The sequence below is a fragment of the Exiguobacterium sp. S22-S28 genome (assembly GCF_043359615.1).
Classification (GTDB): Bacteria; Bacillota; Bacilli; order Exiguobacteriales; family Exiguobacteriaceae; genus Exiguobacterium_A.
The window spans coordinates 110,472-129,620 of record NZ_JBHFFC010000029.1 but is presented as its reverse complement, the minus strand read 5'-3'; the positions used below and the strand labels follow the sequence as shown (position 1 = coordinate 129,620).

At 46.4% G+C, this 19,149-nt stretch carries 12 protein-coding genes and 1 other annotated feature; all 12 genes read right to left on the bottom strand.

Going from position 1 to position 19,149, the window contains the following annotated elements; genetic code table 11:
* Window positions 1-15: 15 nt before the first annotated feature.
* Window positions 16-3,591 carry a GEVED domain-containing protein gene (locus ACHA8N_RS12375; protein ID WP_393965913.1) on the bottom strand — a complete coding sequence of 1,192 codons (3,576 nt, stop codon included), beginning with the start codon at window positions 3,589-3,591 and terminating at the stop codon, window positions 16-18.
* A gap of 72 nt (window positions 3,592-3,663) precedes the next feature.
* Complete coding sequence (locus ACHA8N_RS12370) at window positions 3,664-4,914, bottom strand: bifunctional folylpolyglutamate synthase/dihydrofolate synthase (RefSeq protein WP_393965912.1); 1,251 nt, start codon at window positions 4,912-4,914, stop codon at window positions 3,664-3,666.
* Between the two features lie 56 nt (window positions 4,915-4,970).
* Complete coding sequence (locus ACHA8N_RS12365) at window positions 4,971-7,607, bottom strand: valine--tRNA ligase (RefSeq protein WP_393965911.1); 2,637 nt, start codon at window positions 7,605-7,607, stop codon at window positions 4,971-4,973.
* Window positions 7,608-7,655: 48 nt separating this feature from the next.
* Window positions 7,656-7,885, bottom strand: a binding site (T-box leader).
* Window positions 7,886-7,940: 55 nt separating this feature from the next.
* Window positions 7,941-9,251, bottom strand: a complete 1,311-nt coding sequence (gene hemL / locus ACHA8N_RS12360; protein WP_147510673.1) for a glutamate-1-semialdehyde 2,1-aminomutase — start codon at window positions 9,249-9,251, stop codon at window positions 7,941-7,943.
* Window positions 9,248-10,237 carry a porphobilinogen synthase gene (hemB, locus tag ACHA8N_RS12355; protein ID WP_393965910.1) on the bottom strand — a complete coding sequence of 330 codons (990 nt, stop codon included), beginning with the start codon at window positions 10,235-10,237 and terminating at the stop codon, window positions 9,248-9,250. Before hemB ends, hemL begins: the two co-directional genes overlap by 4 nt.
* A complete protein-coding gene (locus ACHA8N_RS12350; protein WP_393965909.1) occupies window positions 10,234-10,920 on the bottom strand; it encodes a uroporphyrinogen-III synthase in 687 nt (228 codons plus the stop codon). Before ACHA8N_RS12350 ends, hemB begins: the two co-directional genes overlap by 4 nt.
* A complete protein-coding gene (gene hemC / locus ACHA8N_RS12345; protein WP_393965908.1) occupies window positions 10,910-11,836 on the bottom strand; it encodes a hydroxymethylbilane synthase in 927 nt (308 codons plus the stop codon). The genes ACHA8N_RS12350 and hemC overlap by 11 nt, the downstream gene beginning before the upstream one ends.
* An 82-nt stretch (window positions 11,837-11,918) precedes the next feature.
* The gene (gene hemA, locus ACHA8N_RS12340) at window positions 11,919-13,259 is read right to left on the bottom strand and encodes a glutamyl-tRNA reductase (RefSeq protein ID WP_147510670.1); all 1,341 of its coding nucleotides are present in this window, start codon (window positions 13,257-13,259) and stop codon (window positions 11,919-11,921) included.
* Between the two features lie 200 nt (window positions 13,260-13,459).
* Window positions 13,460-14,608 (bottom strand): AI-2E family transporter, encoded by a 1,149-nt coding sequence (locus ACHA8N_RS12335; RefSeq protein ID WP_147510669.1) that lies wholly within the window; start codon window positions 14,606-14,608, stop codon window positions 13,460-13,462.
* 185 nt (window positions 14,609-14,793) lie between these two features.
* Window positions 14,794-15,375, bottom strand: coding sequence for a ribosome biogenesis GTP-binding protein YihA/YsxC (yihA, locus tag ACHA8N_RS12330; protein ID WP_147510668.1), 582 nt, complete (start codon window positions 15,373-15,375; stop codon window positions 14,794-14,796).
* 1 nt (window position 15,376) lies between these two features.
* A complete protein-coding gene (lon, locus tag ACHA8N_RS12325) occupies window positions 15,377-17,686 on the bottom strand; it encodes an endopeptidase La (RefSeq protein WP_147510667.1) in 2,310 nt (769 codons plus the stop codon).
* A 71-nt stretch (window positions 17,687-17,757) separates the two neighbouring features.
* Window positions 17,758-19,023 (bottom strand): ATP-dependent protease ATP-binding subunit ClpX, encoded by a 1,266-nt coding sequence (gene clpX, locus ACHA8N_RS12320; protein WP_147510666.1) that lies wholly within the window; start codon window positions 19,021-19,023, stop codon window positions 17,758-17,760.
* Between the last annotated feature and the right edge of the window lie 126 nt (window positions 19,024-19,149).

Genomic DNA, 19,149 nt, shown 5'->3' with positions numbered 1-19,149 from the left:
TTGTTTTCTCCTCTTTTAATACACGTCCGTATCGCTTTCTGTTGTTGATCCTGATCCTTCAGACGATATCGTGACCTTAAACGTCGTCGTCAACGGCTGTTTCTCCGTTGTTCCTTCTTTTATCACTTCTAACACGTCTTTATTTTCTTTTAGAGCAGTGACCTTAACTCGTGCAACACCTGGTCGCAGTGCTTTTAATGTTTGAGCAGTCGGATCTGTCTTCACATATTCTTTTCCTTGCAGAATCTCGAGACGATAAAAACGCTCTGTTGTCGTCGCAGGCAACCAGTTTAAAAGCGGTCGTTTTTGATCATCCTGTAACGTCATCGTCAAGTCACTTGCCGTTAAGGTCAATGGATTTTCGCGTACTTTAATTCTTGTGACAGCTTGAGTATCCGGGAAATCACTTAGTCGCAATACAGCTTCGACCGGTCCATCCGGTGTTCCTTTGACACCTCTGACAGTATATCCTGTGTCTGTTGCTGTTAATTCAATCGCGTCGCTGACTTTCGAAAGGATAAACGGCAAACGGATATCTGGTGCAAACGATGCTGTCACATTTTGTGTTGTCCCAGCCCATAGTTCCAGATTGGTCGGATTAACAGACAGCTCCGGTACTTTCACTTCAATCGAATACACTTGTGATTGTGCCAAATACGTTGTACTGCCTGCTGTCGCCGGTACAACTGCTTGTACCGTCAAGATGCCCGGCTTCATACCTTTTAAAGTTAATGAGTCCGTATCGTTTCCTTTTGAATCGACAGCTGTCGGGTTTGTAATGATCCATTTAATAGGTGCATCCGTACCGGATAACATGATGGCGTCTCCGGTCATTGTTTTGTTTTGCCCTACATATATCACATTCGGAACATCTTTTACAATCAGTCCGCCAAACACATCATTGACAGTCAACTTAGACGTTGTGACAAGTTCTTTTCCGTTTGCGACAGGAACAATCAATTTTATATCGGTCGTACCGATTTTTTTCGGAACGATGATTCCTTCTTGGTTGATGGTCGCAATACTCGTATCTGCAATCGACCATTTTAATGTGCCGTACTGGCTGCCGGCAGGTCCAATCTCAGGTAGAATTTTGTAAGACGGTGTATTGAGATCGATCCGAACCGGAGAAATCTTCGCTTCCGTTGCATACCGATTGGATAACGCATACCCCAGTACTTGGAATGACTGGACGTCATTCGCCACACTTGTAAATCGATCACTCGTCGAATTCGATCGGTATACGTTTTTCATGGATGTCAACGTGTTATTCTTTTTATCCAATGAGTACGTTCCGCTGTTTTCTTTAGCCCGAACAACCACTTTGAACGTAATTTCTTTTTGGTTCGAAACCCACTTGCCTAAACTCGTGTCTTCCCGATATTCAATCCCTTTAAAGGAGCCAGATAAATTTTGATTTGTAATACTGACATCCTCGATTCCAGTAGCAGAGACGATTTCAAGGTTACTCGGGAACTGTTCTTTAAACTTAATATTTTCCATCTTGACGACGTACGGTTCATTGGCAGTGACGTTATCGCCAATCGCATACGTCCGGGAGATTGGATCGGGTTTAATCGTATACGTGATTGTAGCCATCTCCCCTTGAGGAATCGTTGTTGGATCAATCGAACGCGACAGTGTAAACGGTGAAGAAGCTGCTGGTTGAACAACTTGAATCGTCCGTGTCTCAATCGTTTTCGCCCCACGTTGATCCTCTGCTTCAATCCGGATCACCGCCGTTGTCTTACCCGCCAGTTTTCCTGTGAACGTTTCACTGACAAACGAATTATTTTTTAATTTATCATTGTCATATACTTTTTCATTATCAATATAAATACGTGTTTTGAGTACACGATCACGTAGATCATAATCATTCACTTGATAGGAGATTGTAAGTGGTTCGTTATTCAAATAACTCGCTTGGTTATTCGGTAAAACATTTTTGATTAACGGTTTATGGTTCGCACCGATAAAGGCGCGGTACATCGTATTCGAAAACAGTTCTTTTTCCTGTTGCTGGTTAAACGTCGACGTATGACCGGCACCGGAATACGTAACATTCCCTTTTGTATACATATAGTAGTGGTTTCGAGCGTCACCAATTGTTCGTCCTGCCGCTTGGTTCGCGGAAGTGACACTGTTCTCACGAATGTTGTACCACGGAATCAAATCAGGTTGCTCTAAGTCCAAACCAAAATATTGATTGTGGGTCGTCGCAATCTGGACGTTATTTCCTAATGTAAAGGGATAAGACGTCATAACCCCTTCGTTTTGTTTAACGGCTTGTCCTGATGTCTGAGGTGCTCCGTAGCCCATGTTCGTAAAGTTTTTCTGTCCGGCAAGTCCGGCAAACTTTTTTTCCCAGAACAACTCTGGGTTTGACGATTGACTTGGTCTAAAAATCGTATCGTGGGACAACATTAATCCTTGTCCAGTATTTGTAAAATCAAGAATTTTATTTGATGCAGAATCACTTAACGATGCCGCTCCATACGAATCTTGAAAACCAAATATCAACAAATCATACTTAGAATTCAAATCAACGTTCGCATAATCTGAAGAAAATTTTGCAGAGTCAGTTACTTCTACATTAAAATTATAAAAACCGTCTTGTTTTAACAACGTTCCCGAATTCATAAATCCGTTGATTGAACCGGTCGCTCCGCTCCGAGTCACTTGGAGAATTTTCGCTTCCGCGACCTGATCCTTCATTAAGAAACTGCCGGTTTTATAGTCCGTCAAGCCATCACTGCTTGAGACACGAATCATCCAGTTCCGTGGACCGGTATAACTTGGCGCGTCAAAATTATAGCTTAGTGTACCCGTTTTCCCTGCTGGTTTTTCGTCGACTTTTTCCGACTCTTCAAATTGATCGTTACTGTCAAAATCAATGTAGAGTTGAACAAGTTGATTCGTATTTTCAGCACTCGTCGTGTACGCAAAATCAATCGGGACGTTTGGAACGGCTGTAGTTCCTTTGTCAATTTTTGTTAATGCCGTTCCTTTTTGTTGAACCGATACGCCTTCTAGTCGAGGGCGAATAATTTTAGATGTCTTTAATCTCGTGATAACACTTGAAAGGTCTGTATACGTCGGTACACCTTTAAACACCGATGTAAAGTTACTTGATGCATGCGTCAGAACATCTTGATGTAAGAAGACAGGTAATCCTTTTTTGATGTAAGCATTGTTGATCTCATTCGCCTTTAACTTCGTAATATCATTTTCAATCTTACTTGTATTATGATTTTTTTTCGCATCAGAAATAGTCACCGAATAACGGTCTGTTCCCGAAAATACAGATGGATCAAAAACGATTGCATCAAACGCCCCGTCAAGCGGAAAACGTGACGCATTCAGTTCCTTGACCGTCATCATTTTAATATCATACTGATCAGGCTTCAGTTCGGTTAACATCGAAGAAATCACTGTATTCGGATCAATCCGGTTCGTCGTTGACCAATCGTCACGGATTTCCAGAATTTTAAACTTTTCACCATTTGCCGCCTTTGTATGTGGTGGTTGTATATACGTAAAGCTGGTAAAGATCAACAGACTGACTATAAATAGACGTGCTAAACGCTTCATCTTCATCGTCTCCTCGTCGTAAGATCGTAACATTTGGGAATAAATTCCCCCAACCTTAGTATACAAGTTCTTTTACCGTTTCCCCTTTTTTGTAAAAGACTGTGCCGTCAGTAATGTGCGGACAGTACTGATGAAATAAAGAGAGCCTGTCACAATCCGTGTTTTATCGACCGTGTCATTCTCACTGAAAAAAGACTCGATATCTGTCACATTCGCTCCGTTTGCGTTTAGTTCTTCTAACGTCCGCGCCCGCGGAAAATCAAACGTCGTCTCATAGATGTCTTGCGTCACTTCCCGCAATTGGTTTAGCATTGCTTCTCGGTCTTTATCCCGTAAGATCGAGCACAAGACAATGACAGGTTTTGTCTCTTCCTTTAAACGTTCGACAAGTGCCGTCACGCCTTCCGGATTATGCGCACCGTCTAAAATAATCCGCGGCTTTCGGGAAATGATTTCAAATCGTCCTGGATGTGTCGCATTCCGCAATCCGCGCCGGATGGCGGTCTTTGACCAACCGAGTTGTTTTGCACAGACGACGGCATTGGCCGCATTGTGGACTTGATGTATACCTTCGAGTCCAAGACGTGTCTCGGGAACGCCTTCATAGGTTGCCCATGTCCCCGCTTCACTCAGGCGGTAATCCCGGATCACTTCCTGACTCCAGGCCAGATTTGCTTGTCGATCGCCACAATAAGCCATTAACGGGACCGTCAATTCTTCCTGCAACTTCCCTGCGATAACCATCGTTCCTTGCTTGATGATACCGAATTTTTGTAAGGCAATCTCTTGGAGCGTATCTCCGAGGATGGCTTGGTGATCGTGACCGATCGAGGTGATGATTGCAGCTTTCGGTTGTTTTAGGACATTCGTCGAATCATACAAACCACCGAGTCCGACTTCATAAATGACGAAATCAGGACGGACGTGACTAAAATGATAAAAAGCGAGTGCCGTCAAGGCTTCGAATTCCGTCACAGTCCCGACCGTTGAATCGATATTCGCGATCGCTTTCTGGACAGCAACGGCCGCCTCCACCAAATCCGCTTCACTGATCGGTACACCGTTCAACATGATTCGTTCTTCAAACTGAATGATATACGGTGACGTAAAAGTTCCAATCCGCAGTCCTTGCGCTACTCCCATCTCGCGCAAAAAAGCGACCGTCGATCCTTTGCCGTTCGTTCCCGCGACATGAACCGTCGAAATCGTATCCGGATCGATTCCCAGTTCCGTCAGTAATGCTTCCATCCGACTCAGTCCCGGTTTGATGCCAAATGCCAGTAACGCCGATAACCATTCGAGCACATCTTCTCGTGTTCTCACGCTTGCTTCACTCCTTCAAAAAAAGTGACTCAAGAAAACTTGAGCCACTTTTAAGATTATTTTGCGAGTTCGCTGATCCGGACTTCAACTGCCGCCTGTTTCTCTTTATAGTCTTGTGCTTTTGCTTGTTCTTCTTCAATGACGTGTGCCGGAGCTTTTCCGACGAAGCCTGGATTGTTGAGTTTTTTCTCGACCCGTTCGACTTCTTTTGTATACTTGACGAGTTCTTTGTTCAGACGAGCGATTTCTTCTTCGATGTTGATCAAATCAGCCAACGGAATGAACAATTCCGCTCCCGTGACGATCGCACTCATCGCTTTTTCTGGTGCCGTCATATTGCGTTCAACAAGTAATTCAGACGCATTCGTGAATTTTTTCAAGTACGACAGATTTGTTTCTAAATCGTGCTGGACTTGATCGTCACTCGTTGAAATCATCAACTGGATTTGTTTCGACATCGGCGCGTTCACTTCCGCCCGAATATTTCGGACTGAACGGATGACGTTCTGAACGGCTTCAAATGCCGGAACAGCTTTTGGGAAGTCCAGTGAATCGTTCCGTGTCGGCCATGCGGCACGTGTGACGGTTTCACCTTCATGCGGTAGATGCTGCCAGATTTCTTCCGTGATGAACGGCATGAACGGATGCATCAGACGCATGATTTGATCCAGCGTATAGGCAAGAATCGAACGCGTCGTCAATTTGGCTGCTTCGTCCTCACCGTTTAACGGTAACTTCGCCATCTCGATGTACCAGTTACAGAAGTCTTCCCAAATGAAGTGATAGAGGACACGACCGGCTTCACCAAACTCGTATTTGTCCGACAGACGCGTCACATCATCAATCGTCGTGTTCAGACGTGTCAGAATCCATTGATCGGCAAGTGATTTCTCGCCTGACAGGTCAATTTGATCGTGTGTCAGTCCATCCATGTTCATCAAGGCAAAACGGCTTGCGTTCCACAATTTGTTCGAGAAGTTCCATGTCGCTTCGATTTTCTCCCAGTAGAAACGTAAATCGTTTCCTGGTGTTGAACCGGTCGTTAAGAACCAACGGAGCGAATCCGCACCATATTTTTCGATGACATCCATCGGATCAATCCCGTTACCGAGTGACTTCGACATTTTCCGTCCTTCTGAGTCGCGAATCAAACCGTGAATCAGTACATCGTTGAATGGACGTTCGCCTGTGAATTCATACGATTGGAAGATCATCCGTGAGACCCAGAAAGCGATGATATCATAACCTGTTACGAGTGTTGACGTTGGGAAGTACTTCTGATAATCAGCTGCGCCTTCGTTCGGCCAACCCATCGTCGAGAACGGCCAGAGCGCTGAAGAGAACCATGTATCAAGCACATCATTGTCTTGTTCCCAGTTTTCGATGTCAGCCGGTGCTTCTTTGCCGACGTAGACTTCGCCCGTTTCTTTATGGTACCAAGCCGGAATCCGGTGACCCCACCAGAGCTGACGGCTGACACACCAGTCGCGGATGTTTTCCATCCAGCGGACATACGTGTTTTCAAAACGTTGTGGAATGAAGTTGATTTTGTCTTCCCCTTGTTGCTCGTGCAGTGCTTTTTCAGCAAGCGGCTCCATTTTGACGAACCACTGGAGCGACAAGTACGGTTCGACGATAGCATCCGACCGCTCGGAGTGACCGACGGAATGCAGATGCGGTTCGACCTTGATCAAAACACCTGACTCTTTCAGATCTTCAACGATTTGCTTGCGGCATTCAAAACGATCCATGCCTTCATATTTCCCTGCATTTTCGTTCATCGTTCCGTCTTCATTCATGACAAGGACACGTGGTAGATCATGACGGTTTCCGACTTCGAAGTCATTTGGATCGTGGGCTGGCGTGATTTTCACAACCCCTGTTCCGAATTCCATGTCGACGTACTCATCGGCGACAATCGGAATTTCCCGTCCGACGATCGGTAACGTGATCGTTTTTCCGACCAGGTGCGCATAACGCTCGTCTTTCGGATTGACCGCAATCGCCGTATCCCCAAGCATCGTTTCCGGACGTGTCGTCGCCAGTTCGACGTGACCTGATCCATCCGTCAACGGATAACTGAAGTGATAGAAGGCACCTTCGATGTCTTTATAGATGACCTCGATGTCCGAGATCGCTGTTTTCGTCGCTGGATCCCAGTTGACGATGTATTCGCCACGGTAGATCAAGCCTTTTTCGTATAATTTAACGAACACTTCTTGAACCGCTTCCGACAATCCTTCATCGAGTGTAAACCGTTCCCGTGAATAATCGAGCCCGAGTCCGAGTTTTGACCACTGTTCACGGATCGTTGAGGCGTATTCTTCTTTCCAGGCCCACGATTGTTCCAGGAACTTTTCGCGTCCCATCTCAAGGCGTGACTTGCCTTCTGCCCGGAGTTTCTGTTCGACTTTTGCTTGCGTCGCGATTCCGGCATGGTCCATCCCTGGCAGGTACAAGACGTCAAAGCCTTGCATCCGTTTCATTCGTGTCAGCATATCTTGGAGTGTCGTATCCCAAGCGTGACCGAGGTGTAATTTCCCGGTAACGTTTGGCGGGGGGATGACAATCGTATACGGTGCTTTTTCCGGGTCTTGATCGGCTTTGAAGTATTCCCCTTTCATCCAAAAGTCGTACCATTTTTCCTCTGTTGCTTGCGGATCGTACTTTGTTGGCATTGATAATTCCTGCATCTAAATCGCTCCTTTAATCCATAATAAAAACGGCTTCTCTCGTCCTCATCTAAGGACGAAAGAAGCCGTTGCTCTTCCGCGGTACCACCTTAGTTCACTCTTTACAGAGTGCCCTCTAGCCCGCGTAACGTGCGGCAATCCGGATCTCGCTTGCTGTTGCTTACGAGACCAGCTCGTGGGGTGACCTTCATCAGGACGTCCTGTCACATCTCTCAGCCATGGATGTGTTCTCTCATAACAGTTCGTTTCTCGACTACTCTTCCCGTCATCGCTGTTTTCCAAATTATTCTTTCCTTATTTTATCCGAGACGTCCGTGACTCGTCAAGAACTGCTTAACGATTAAATTCGAGTTGTAATTCTTTGAACGTCAGCTCAACCGCTGCAAGCGTCTGTTCGATGTCTTCGTCCGTATGAACGGTCGACAAGAAGAGACCTTCAAATTGTGATGGTGGTAAGAAGACACCGCGTGCTGCCATCTTTTGATAATACGAACGGAACATCTCAAGATTCGATGTTTTCGCTTGTTCGAAGTTCGTGACCGGCTGATTGGTAAAGAAGACACCAAACATCGCACCCGCCCGGTTCGTCGTTAACGGAATGTTATATTTCGCCGCTGCTGCGAGATACCCTTCCGCCAGTCGACCGGCTTTCCGGTCAAACTCTTCGTAATGCTCCGGCTTCAGTTGCGTCAGTGTCGCGAGCCCCGCTGTCATCGCCAGTGGGTTACCGGATAGTGTACCGGCTTGGTAAATCGGACCTTGCGGCGCAATTTGTTCCATGATGTCGCGACGACCACCGTAAGCACCGACCGGCATGCCGCCGCCGATGACTTTCCCGAGGCACGTAATATCCGGTGTGACACCAAAGTATCCTTGGGCACAGTTGAAGCCAACCCGGAAACCAGTCATGACTTCATCAAAAATCAAGAGTGTCCCGTATTGTTCCGTGATGTCGCGTAATCCTTCGAGGAAGCCCGGCTGCGGTGGGACAAAGCCCATATTTCCGGCTGCCGGCTCCACGATGACACCCGCGATGTCGTCGCCGTGTTTTTCAAAGGCAATCCGGACTGCGTCCATGTCATTGTACGGAACAGTTAACGTCATGCTGGCGATTTGTGCCGGAACACCGGGTGAATCCGGTAAACCAAGTGTCGCCACGCCCGATCCTGCTTTAATCAAAAGCGAATCGCCATGACCGTGGTAACAGCCTTCGAACTTCAGGATTTTCGTTTTCCCTGTATATCCGCGTGCAAGGCGAAGTGCCGCCATCGTCGCTTCTGTACCCGAGTTGACCATCCGGACGACTTCGACCGACGGCACACGGCTGATGACGACTTCTGCCATCGCTGACTCAATTTCTGTCGGTGTCCCGTAACTCCATCCGCGTGTCGCTTGTTCTTGAATCGCTGCCGTCACGATTGGATCGGCATGACCAAGAATCATCGGTCCCCACGACAAGACATAGTCGATATATTCTTTGCCATCGATATCGTAAAGTCGCGAACCTTTTGCCCGCTCAGCAAAAATTGGTGACATCCCGACTGATTTATAGGCACGCACCGGGCTGTTGACACCACCCGGCATCAACGGTAACGCCCGTTCAAAAGCGGCTTTTGATTTTGAGTTTTGATTAATCAGGCTCATTTTGTCCCCTCCAAGTAATGACAGATGTCTTTTGCAAAATACGTAATGATTAAATCAGCGCCTGCTCGTTTGAAACCAAGCATCGTTTCCATGACAATCCGTTCCTCGTCAATCCAGCCGTTTAACGCAGCGGCTTTGACCATTGCATATTCACCCGATACGTTGTAAGCGACGATTGGTAACTCGACGCGTTCGCGGACGTCACGGATAATATCCATAAAGGCAAGTGCCGGTTTGACGATCATGAAGTCTGCTCCTTGATCGACATCGGCTGTCGCCTCCCGGAATGCTTCGCGGCGGTTGGCAGGATCCATTTGGTAACCTTTACGGTCCCCTTCGCCCGGTGCTGAATTGGCTGCGTCACGGAACGGTCCGTAATAAGCGGAAGCATATTTGACCCCGTAACTCATGACCGGGATATGGCTGAAGCCATTTTCATCAAGTCCCTGACGAATGGCTGCCACGAATCCGTCCATCATCGAAGACGGCGCGATGATGTCTGCACCGGCACGTGCTTGTGACACAGCTGTTTGGACATGCAACGGAAGCGATGCATCATTATCAACGGTTCCGTCAGCAACGATACCGCAGTGGCCTGTTGACGTGTATTCACATAAACAAGTATCTGCAATGACCGTCAGTTGTGGTGCGACCTTTTTAACGAGTCGTGTTGCTTCTTGCACGATCCCGTGATCATGAAACGCTCCTGTTCCTTGCTCATCTTTTAAATGATCGTGCGGAACACCAAACAAGATGACGGACTCGATACCGAGTTCAACCACTTCTTTGATTTCAGCTTCCAGATGATCGAGCGAAAGGTTAAACACACCGGGCATCGAGCTGACTTCCCGTTTGATATCGTCCCCTTCTGCAATAAACAGCGGATAAATCAAATCCGATTTGTGCAGATGATTTTCCCGGACGAGTGAGCGTAATGACGCGGTATTCCGTAAGCGGCGGTGGCGTGCGAATTCTAATGTATTCATAACAGTTCCTCCTCTAAAATACAGTCAATCAGTCCATCGAGTGTATAGATGTCAGCGACCAAAAGCGGTGCCAAACCAGATCGTCGAGCGGCTTGCTCGGTGATTGGTCCGATCGTCACATAGGTTGCGGTCGTTTCTTTGCAAAGCGGCGCAATCGCTTCGACAGCTGAAGGACTTTGTAAACCAATATACGTAGCACGTTGCAATACATCAGGTGGAATCACCCGTAACTTCGTTTCGTATGTGATGACTTCCAACACTTCAGCCGCAACGGCGTTTCTTAATCGTTCGAGCGGTTCTTGACGCGACCGGTTTCCGCGGGCAAAGCAAATGCGTTGTCCCGCTTGAAGCAGCGGTCGTAATTCTTCGACCAGCACATCCCCTGTAAAAGCCGATGGTATAAAATCAGGTGTTCGTCCCTGTTTGATTAATGCCGCCGCCGTTTTCGATCCGACCACTGCAATCTTTGTGTCCTGCAAGGAAGGGAGCTCCGACTGGATGCGTTCGACGCCTGTCGGGCTCGTCACGATCAGCCAATCTAGTTCTGTCGGTAAGTGAAACGCGACGGGAATCGTTTTGATGACCGGATGATAAACGACTTCGATTTGTTGTTCCGCTAATCGCGCCACCTGCTCTACAGTTGGTCGACGACTCCCTGTCAAGACAAGTTGCTTAAAGATCATCCGGTAAAGAAGCGAGAATTTCACGACCACCCGCATCAAGAAGACGTGTTGCTACCATTTGACCGAGTTGCATCGGATCAAGTGATGTTTCTCGTTCAAGCAAAATTTGTTGTCCGTCCACTGAACCAAGGAAACCGACAAGTGTCGTTGATAAATCTTCATTGATCGTCGCAAATCCACCGACAGGAACATGACAGCTTCCTTCGATTGCTGCCAAGAAAGAACGTTCCGCAAAGGCTACTTTTTCTGTCATCTGATCGTGGATCAAATTCAACAAGTCGCGTACTTCTTGATCGTCCGCCCGGCATTCAATTGCTAAAATCCCTTGTCCAACCGCCGGAATCATATCGTCAGTCGAAAGATATTCGGAAACGGTCTCATCCGACCAACCCATTCGTTGCAGGCCGGCAGCAGCAAGCAGGATGCCGTCAAACGGTCCTGTCTTCAGCTTTTCAAGACGTGTGTCGATATTGCCGCGAATGGATTCGATTTTTAAATCCGGACGCAGTTTGAGTAATTGAGAACCGCGGCGTAAGCTGCTCGTTCCAACAATTGCCCCTTCCGGAAGTGAGTCCAGTCCGCCACCCGTCGTCGTAATCAACGCATCTCGTGCATCTACACGGGCGGGAGTCGCACCGATGATGAGCCCTGCCGGTAATTCAGACGGGAGATCCTTCATGCTATGCACAGCAAAATCAATGTCTTCGTCAATCATCTGTTGTTCGATTTCTTTAACAAACAATCCTTTACCACCGACTTTAGATAGTGTCACGTCAAGGATGCGGTCACCCTTCGTGATGATGTTCTTGATTTCGAATTCGTATGGTGCACCTGCTTGTTTCAATTGTTCGATAACCCACTTCGTTTGAGTCATCGCAAGTTTTGAACTACGTGAACCTACTATGATTTTTCGCATGCTGAAATCCCCCTGTACAATAATAAAGGGGCGGCACAAGTCCGCCCCATGCTTTTCTATTGTAACACAATTCGGTCTATGTTCATCGATTCACAGCTTTACGTTCAGCTGCTGGTTCGTCTTGTAATACCATTTCCTCGACGCCACCGTCAAACAGTTCTTCGTCTAATGCAAACGTATCCATGAACTGAGCAATCCGTTGCTCGGCATCCGGTTTTGCTGCCGCGTCTTTGATGTACGACAGCGGCTCACGAAGCAGTTGGTTGATGATCGATTTCATGTGTTTTCCAATAACGGTTTTTTCCCGATTCGTCATGTTCGGTAACTTCCGTTCCAGGCTTTGCATCGTCTCTTGCTGAATTTTAAGCGATTGATCACGCAGTTCGGTAATGATCGGAACGACACCAAGTGTTGTCATCCAACCTTCAAACTCAGCAATTGCGGCCTCAATCCGACGTTCGATTTTTGCGGCTTCTTTCATTCGTTCCGCCATGTTTTGTTGCACGATCGACGTCAAATCATCGACATCGTATAAATGGACACCCGGCAGGTCTCCTGCTGTCGGCTCGATATCGCGTGGAACCGCGATATCAATCAATAGAAACGGACGCTCGCTCCGGAACAGCTGTGCCGCAGCAATATCTTCCCGTTTAATGATGGCTCGTTTGGCTCCGGTTGAAGAAATAACGATGTCAGCCCGAAGCAGACCGCATTGCATTTCATTAATCGAATGTGCGGATCCTTCGAAACGATTCGCCACTTCTTCGGCTTTGGCGAGTGTCCGGTTAAAGACCGTAATGTCGCGCGCACCTGCTTCATATAAGTTCAATGTCGTCAATTCACCGGTCTCGCCTGCACCAATGACGACGATTGATTTATCTTCAAGCGATCCAAGCAACTGTTCTGCTAACGTTACGGCAGCCGCACTGACCGAAACCGCGTTTTCACCGATTCCCGTTTCGGCATGTGCCCGTTTCGCAAGTGTAACGGCTTCTTTGAACAATTTATTGAAGACCGTTCCTGTCGTTTCGAGTTTTTGTGCCGTGAAGAAACTTGTCTTCACTTGACCTAAAATCTGTGTTTCCCCGACGATCATCGAATCAAGTCCACTTGTGACCCGGAAGAGATGTTTCATCGCGTCAAATCCCTCATGGATGAACAAATAAGGCTCTAATTCTTCCATCGTCAAACCAAACCAATTCGCCAGAAAACGTTTTGTATAATAACGGCCTGTATGCGGTTGATCTGTGACGACATATAATTCCGTTCGGTTGCATGTCGAAACGATGACACTCTCGAAAATACTTTTTTCGTCACGTAGCGCAACGACCGCTCCCTTCATCTCATGTTCCCCAAATGAGACTTGTTCGCGGATTGATACAGGCGCCGTCTTATTATTTAAACCGACAACTACGATATGCATGCGCTCTACCCCTTACGTCCAAAGATTTCATTCTCATCTATCTTTCGTTCTCTACTCTACATTATAACCATTATAAAAAAGATTCCAATCAATTTATAAACTAAAATGAGTCGAAGTTGTGAAACTTATCTTCTTACCATATCCCTCTCCACGACAAAGTACAAACCCTCTGCTTTTATCGTCAGCAGAGGGTTATGGTTTTATTTGGTCGAATCGGTGATAATTACGGATTCTTCCGTTTGTAAATCAAATTTTTGTTGTCGCAATTGATAAATCCGAGCGATGTTTTGGACAACAACTTTGGTGACGGCATACGTCGGGACAGCGAGAATGACACCGATGATTCCGCCGATTTTCCCGGCGACGAGTAAGACGATGATGATCGTCAGCGGATGCACCTTCAATGTTTTCCCCTGAACGTACGGAGAAATCAAATTCGATTCAATCTGCTGGGCGACGACAATCGTGATGATCGCATACAGCGCCTTGATCGGATCATCGATGAAACCGACGATGACCGCAGGGACAGCTCCGATGTAAGGTCCAAGATAAGGAATGATGTTCGTGACCGTACAGAACAAGGCCAGTAGTAACGCGTACTGGATATCTGCGATGAAGAAACCAATCAGCGACATCAAGCCGACACACAACGACACGATGACTTGACCGTTGACGTAATGTTTGACCGTCACGTGCATATCGTGAAGAATCTTCCGTGTTTCCGTCTCGTAGCTTTTCGGCAACAACTTGACGACGGAGTTCGGGAACTTATAGCCGTCTAGCAACATATAGACCAAAATGAACGGAACCAATACGATGATCAAGACTGTTGAAGAAATGACATTGAAGATGGTTCCGACAGACGTCGAAACAGACTTGAACAGCGTCCCGATATATGATGTTGCTTCGTTTGTCCACGAATCAAACAACGCCGTATTCTCATGTACCCAATTGGAGATGAGCCGGTTGTTCATTAATTGATCCCGGAGATTCAACGTTTGATCACGCAGTTCGACGACCAAGTTCGGAATACTCGTCACGAAATCCGAAACTTGCTCGACCAGAATCGGACCGAGCGATGCGACTGCAATCGTGATGATACCGAGGAAACCGACTAAAACGATTAAGACGGCTAATCCGCGTTTTTTCACTCGTTTTTGAAGCATATCGACGATACCGAGCGTAAAGTAATAAAAAATTCCGGCAATGATCAACGGCGGGAAAATTAAAGCGAGCATGACTTTGATCGGTTGGAACAGGAAGGAAATTTTTGTTCCGACCCAAATCACCAAAAAGATTGTCAAAATCCAGAGTAATGCTTTAAACCATTTATTTCGAAGTAAATCCACGCACAGTCCTCCTACAATTTCACATTTATTCATTTTTATGCTGTTTATTTTAACTTATTTGACGTGTCCCGTCTTTCTTTTTCGAAATTCATACTGATTTTTTGGTATGTAAAGATTTTTAAAGTCTAGAAGACACTTAAAAAAAGAAACTTGTCCCCAAAAGAACAAGTTTCCTTTTAATTCAATCATAAATGACGATAAATCGCTTCCCATGCTGCATCGACACCTTCACCCGTTTCCGATGAAAACGGAATGAACGTATCTTGCCCGTCAAATTGAAGCTTTCGCTTAACGGCCGCGATGTGTTTGTCACGCTGACTCCGCTTAATTTTATCCAGTTTCGTCGCCACGACGATTACTGATAAATCATAATACTTCAGAAAATCATACATAATGACATCATCCGCTGAAGGTTCATGACGAATATCGACGAGGAGAACGACGCCTTTTAAAATTTCACGCGTCGTGAAATATTTCTCCATCATCTTGCCCCATGCTTCGCGTTCCGTTTTTGAAACTTTCGCATATCCGTAACCCGGGACATCGACGAACATGACTTCATCATTGATGTTAAAGAAGTTTAAGGTCTGTGTTTTCCCCGGTTTAGATGATGTGCGTGCGAGCGCTTTACGCTGGACAAGCTTATTGATGAACGACGATTTCCCGACGTTCGATCGTCCGGCCAACGCCACCTCTGGAAGGAGCGGTTCCGGATAATGCTCCGGATTGACACCACTCGTAATAAAATCTGCTTTATAAATTTTCATGTTACTCTCCTTTTAATGCATGTTCGAGCACTTGATCCATTGTCGCGACCGGTATGAAGCGAATACCATCCCGAACCGTTTCCGGGATGTCATCGATATCACGAGTATTGTCTTGCGGCATCAAAATCGTTGTCAGACCGGCACGATGCGCCGCGAGTGACTTCTCTTTCAGACCACCAATCGGCAAGACACGTCCTCGTAACGTGATCTCTCCCGTCATCCCGACATCACGCCGGACCGGTCGTTTCGTCAACGCTGATATCAGAGCTGTCGCAATCGTGATCCCGGCAGAAGGACCGTCTTTCGGAACAGCCCCTTCCGGAACGTGAATATGAATATCTTGTGTCTCATAAAAATCAGGATCAATTTTGAACTCCGCTGCATTGGCACGGACAAAGCTGTGTGCCGTCTGCGCCGACTCTTGCATGACATCTCCTAATTTCCCCGTTAACTGCAATTTCCCTTTACCTGGAGCGAGACTGACCTCAATGGTCAACGTATCGCCCCCAAATGCAGTATACGCTAAACCGGTCACGGCGCCAATCGTATCTTCAAGCTCACTTTGACCGTAGCGGTAAATTGGTTTTCCTAAAAAGTCCGGTAAATTCCGTTTTGTGACGGTAACCCGTTTCTTTTCACCCATTGCAATTTGTTTCGCCGCTTTCCGGCACAAGGCACCGATAACGCGCTCTAAACTCCGGACACCGGCTTCGCGGGTGTAACGACGCACGACTTCTTGCAAAGCGTCCGGTTTAACCGTCAATTGACTTTTTTTCAAACCGTGTTCTTTGATTTGCTTCGATAACAAGTGACGAATAGCGATCTCCGTTTTTTCCTGTTCCGTGTATCCACCAATTTGAATCAACTCCATCCGGTCAAGCAACGGTCCCGGAATGTTTGAGACATCATTGGCTGTCGCAATGAACAAGACGTTTGATAAATCAAACGGTTCTTCGATATAGTGATCGGAAAAACTGTTGTTTTGTTCCGGATCAAGCACTTCAAGCATTGCTGAAGAAGGATCACCTCGGAAATCATTGGACATTTTATCAATTTCATCGAGCAGGAAGACGGGATTATTCGTTCCCGCTTGTTTCAAACCACGGATGACACGACCCGGCATTGCTCCGATGTACGTCCGGCGATGACCACGGATTTCAGCTTCGTCCCTGACTCCGCCAAGCGAGACACGAACAAATTTCCGTTCAAGCGCTGTCGCGATGGACCGGGCGAGCGAAGTTTTCCCGACTCCCGGAGGGCCGGCTAGACACAAAATCGGTCCGCGTAACGAATCCGTCAACTGCCGCACCGCCAAGTATTCCAAAATCCGTTCTTTGACTTTCTCCAGTCCATAATGATCTTCATCTAACTGTTCCGATGCAGCTTCGACATTTAAGAAATCATCCGTCGCTTCATTCCAAGGAAGGGAAAAGAACCATTCCAAATAATTTCGGATAACACCGTGTTCAGGACTCGTTGCCGGAACTACAGCAAGACGGTTGATTTCTTTTTCAATGTTCAGGACTGCCGTCTCCGACAAATCGAGCATCGCTAGTTTTTCCTTGTACTTAACAGCATCACTTTCGGCCGAAACTGCTTCTCCACCAAGTTCTTGCTGAATCGTCTTCAGCTGTTCCCGCAAGTAATATTCCCGTTGTGATTGTTCGATTGTTTTTTTCGTCCGTTCCCGCATTTCCCGTTCGAGTTCAACGACCTCGTACTCATGCTTCATGACATCGAGCAACATGACGCCGCGCTCGACCGGATCATTTTCTTCCAGGAATTCTTGTTTTTTCGCAATGTCGATCGGTAGTTTAGAAGCGATATAATCCGTCAATGAATCTAGACGTTCATAAGTTTCAAAACGACGACGCTCATCCGTGCCGATCCCTTTAATCCGTGACACCAACTGACCAAACTGTTCCTTAATCAAACGAACGAGCGCTTCTTGTTTCGCCCCTTTGATATCTGCTTTTTCAATCGGTTCGATGTTCGCTTGATACCCTTCGTCCGTTTCCGTGACTTGATCAATCCGGACACGTTCTTTCCCGATGACACGCACCCGGACCGTATCATTTCCAAGTTCACTCATTTTCGCGATTTGAACAAGCGTGCCGATCGTATGCAGTCCGTCAACGGATGGTTCTGCTTCCGGATCCCGTTGCGTGACGACGACTAAATCAATCTCATGTTCTTTCGAGGCAAGCAATGCTTTCAGCGAGACAGGACGCCCGACATCAATTGTCAATCCGATTAATGGATAAGCCACGACGCCACGTAGTGGCAATAATGGATATTGTTTTGTCTTCATCAAAAATCTCCTCCTAAACAAAAAGACTCGGAAAGGCGTACAAGTAGCCTCCGAGCCGATTTGTCACGGTGTTACGCCGTTTCTTTTTCTTTGCCTTGTTCAATTGTACCATCTTTCAACTCAAGCGTCGGACCGCGTTTACCCGTCAGCGTCTCTGCTGTGATGACGACTTTTGCGATATCTTCGCGTGATGGTATTTCAAACATAATATCAAGCATCGTTTCTTCGATAATCGAACGAAGACCACGTGCTCCTGTTTTCCGTTCAATCGCAAGTTTAGCAATTTCAACGAGTGCATCTTCTGTGAAGTCGAGTTCGACATCATCCAGTTGAAGCATTTTTTTGTATTGTTTAATCAATGCATTTTTAGGTTTCGTCAAAATTTGAACGAGTGCCTCTTCATCCAATGGTTCAAGTGTCGCCATGACAGGCAAACGACCGATGAATTCTGGAATCAATCCAAATTTTTGTAAGTCTTCCGGTAAGGCTGCTGCAAGAATTTCTTTTTGCGTCAGGTTACGGTTTTCTGAATCGTTTCCGAATCCAATGACTTTTTTACCGAGACGACGTTTGATTGATTGATCGATTCCATCAAACGCACCACCGACGATGAACAGGATGTTCGTCGTATCGATTTGGATGAATTCTTGATGTGGATGTTTACGTCCACCTTGTGGCGGAACACTTGCCACAGTACCTTCCAAGATTTTTAGAAGGGCTTGTTGCACCCCTTCCCCAGACACATCACGTGTGATGGACGGGTTCTCAGATTTACGGGCAATCTTATCAATCTCATCGATATAGATAATGCCTTTTTCTGCTTTTTCCACATCATAATCAGCAGCTTGAATCAATTTCAAGAGAATATTTTCAACATCTTCCCCAACATAACCAGCTTCTGTCAAACTTGTTGCATCCGCAATTGCGAACGGAACATTCAGAATACGAGCCATCGTTTGTGCAAGAAGCGTTTTACCACTACCAGTTGGTCCGATCATGACGATGTTCGATTTCGATAACTCGACATCATCCGCACGACCACCTGCATTGATCCGTTTATAATGATTATACATCGCGACAGACAACGATTTTTTCGCTTTTTCCTGCCCGATGACATAGTCATTTAAAGTCGCACGGATTTCATGCGGTTTCGGTACATTTTTTAATTCGACTTCTTCTTCTGTACCAAGCTCTTCTTCAACGATTTCGTTGCAGAGTTCGATACATTCATCGCAAATGTAAACGCCAGGTCCAGCAACAAGTTTGCGCACTTGTTCTTGTGTCTTTCCGCAGAAAGAACATTTCAGCTGACCTTTTTCTTCGTTAAATTTAAACATAAAGGTCCACCCCTTTAACGTGGAAGTTGTATAGATCCGTTTCGCATCTATTCTCACGTTTTACTATTTATGATTGTAGCATGAACAAGGAAACTCTTTCAAATCTTGGATGAGCGTTTTACAGTT

Bases quoted from the DNA above. Each gene is read 5' to 3' on its own strand.
- ACHA8N_RS12375 (WP_393965913.1), bottom strand. From the start codon at position 3,591: ATGAAGCGTTTAGCACGTCTATTTATAGTCAGTCTGTTGATCTTTACC.
- lon (WP_147510667.1), bottom strand. From the start codon at position 17,686: ATGAAGACAAAACAATATCCATTATTGCCACTACGTGGCGTCGTGGCT.
- hemB (WP_393965910.1), bottom strand. From the start codon at position 10,237: ATGAATACATTAGAATTCGCACGCCACCGCCGCTTACGGAATACCGCG.
- hemC (WP_393965908.1), bottom strand. From the start codon at position 11,836: ATGCGAAAAATCATAGTAGGTTCACGTAGTTCAAAACTTGCGATGACT.
- ACHA8N_RS12365 (WP_393965911.1), bottom strand. From the start codon at position 7,607: ATGCAGGAATTATCAATGCCAACAAAGTACGATCCGCAAGCAACAGAG.
- hemA (WP_147510670.1), bottom strand. From the start codon at position 13,259: ATGCATATCGTAGTTGTCGGTTTAAATAATAAGACGGCGCCTGTATCA.
- ACHA8N_RS12350 (WP_393965909.1), bottom strand. From the start codon at position 10,920: ATGATCTTTAAGCAACTTGTCTTGACAGGGAGTCGTCGACCAACTGTA.
- yihA (WP_147510668.1), bottom strand. From the start codon at position 15,375: ATGAAAATTTATAAAGCAGATTTTATTACGAGTGGTGTCAATCCGGAG.
- clpX (WP_147510666.1), bottom strand. From the start codon at position 19,023: ATGTTTAAATTTAACGAAGAAAAAGGTCAGCTGAAATGTTCTTTCTGC.
- hemL (WP_147510673.1), bottom strand. From the start codon at position 9,251: ATGAGCCTGATTAATCAAAACTCAAAATCAAAAGCCGCTTTTGAACGG.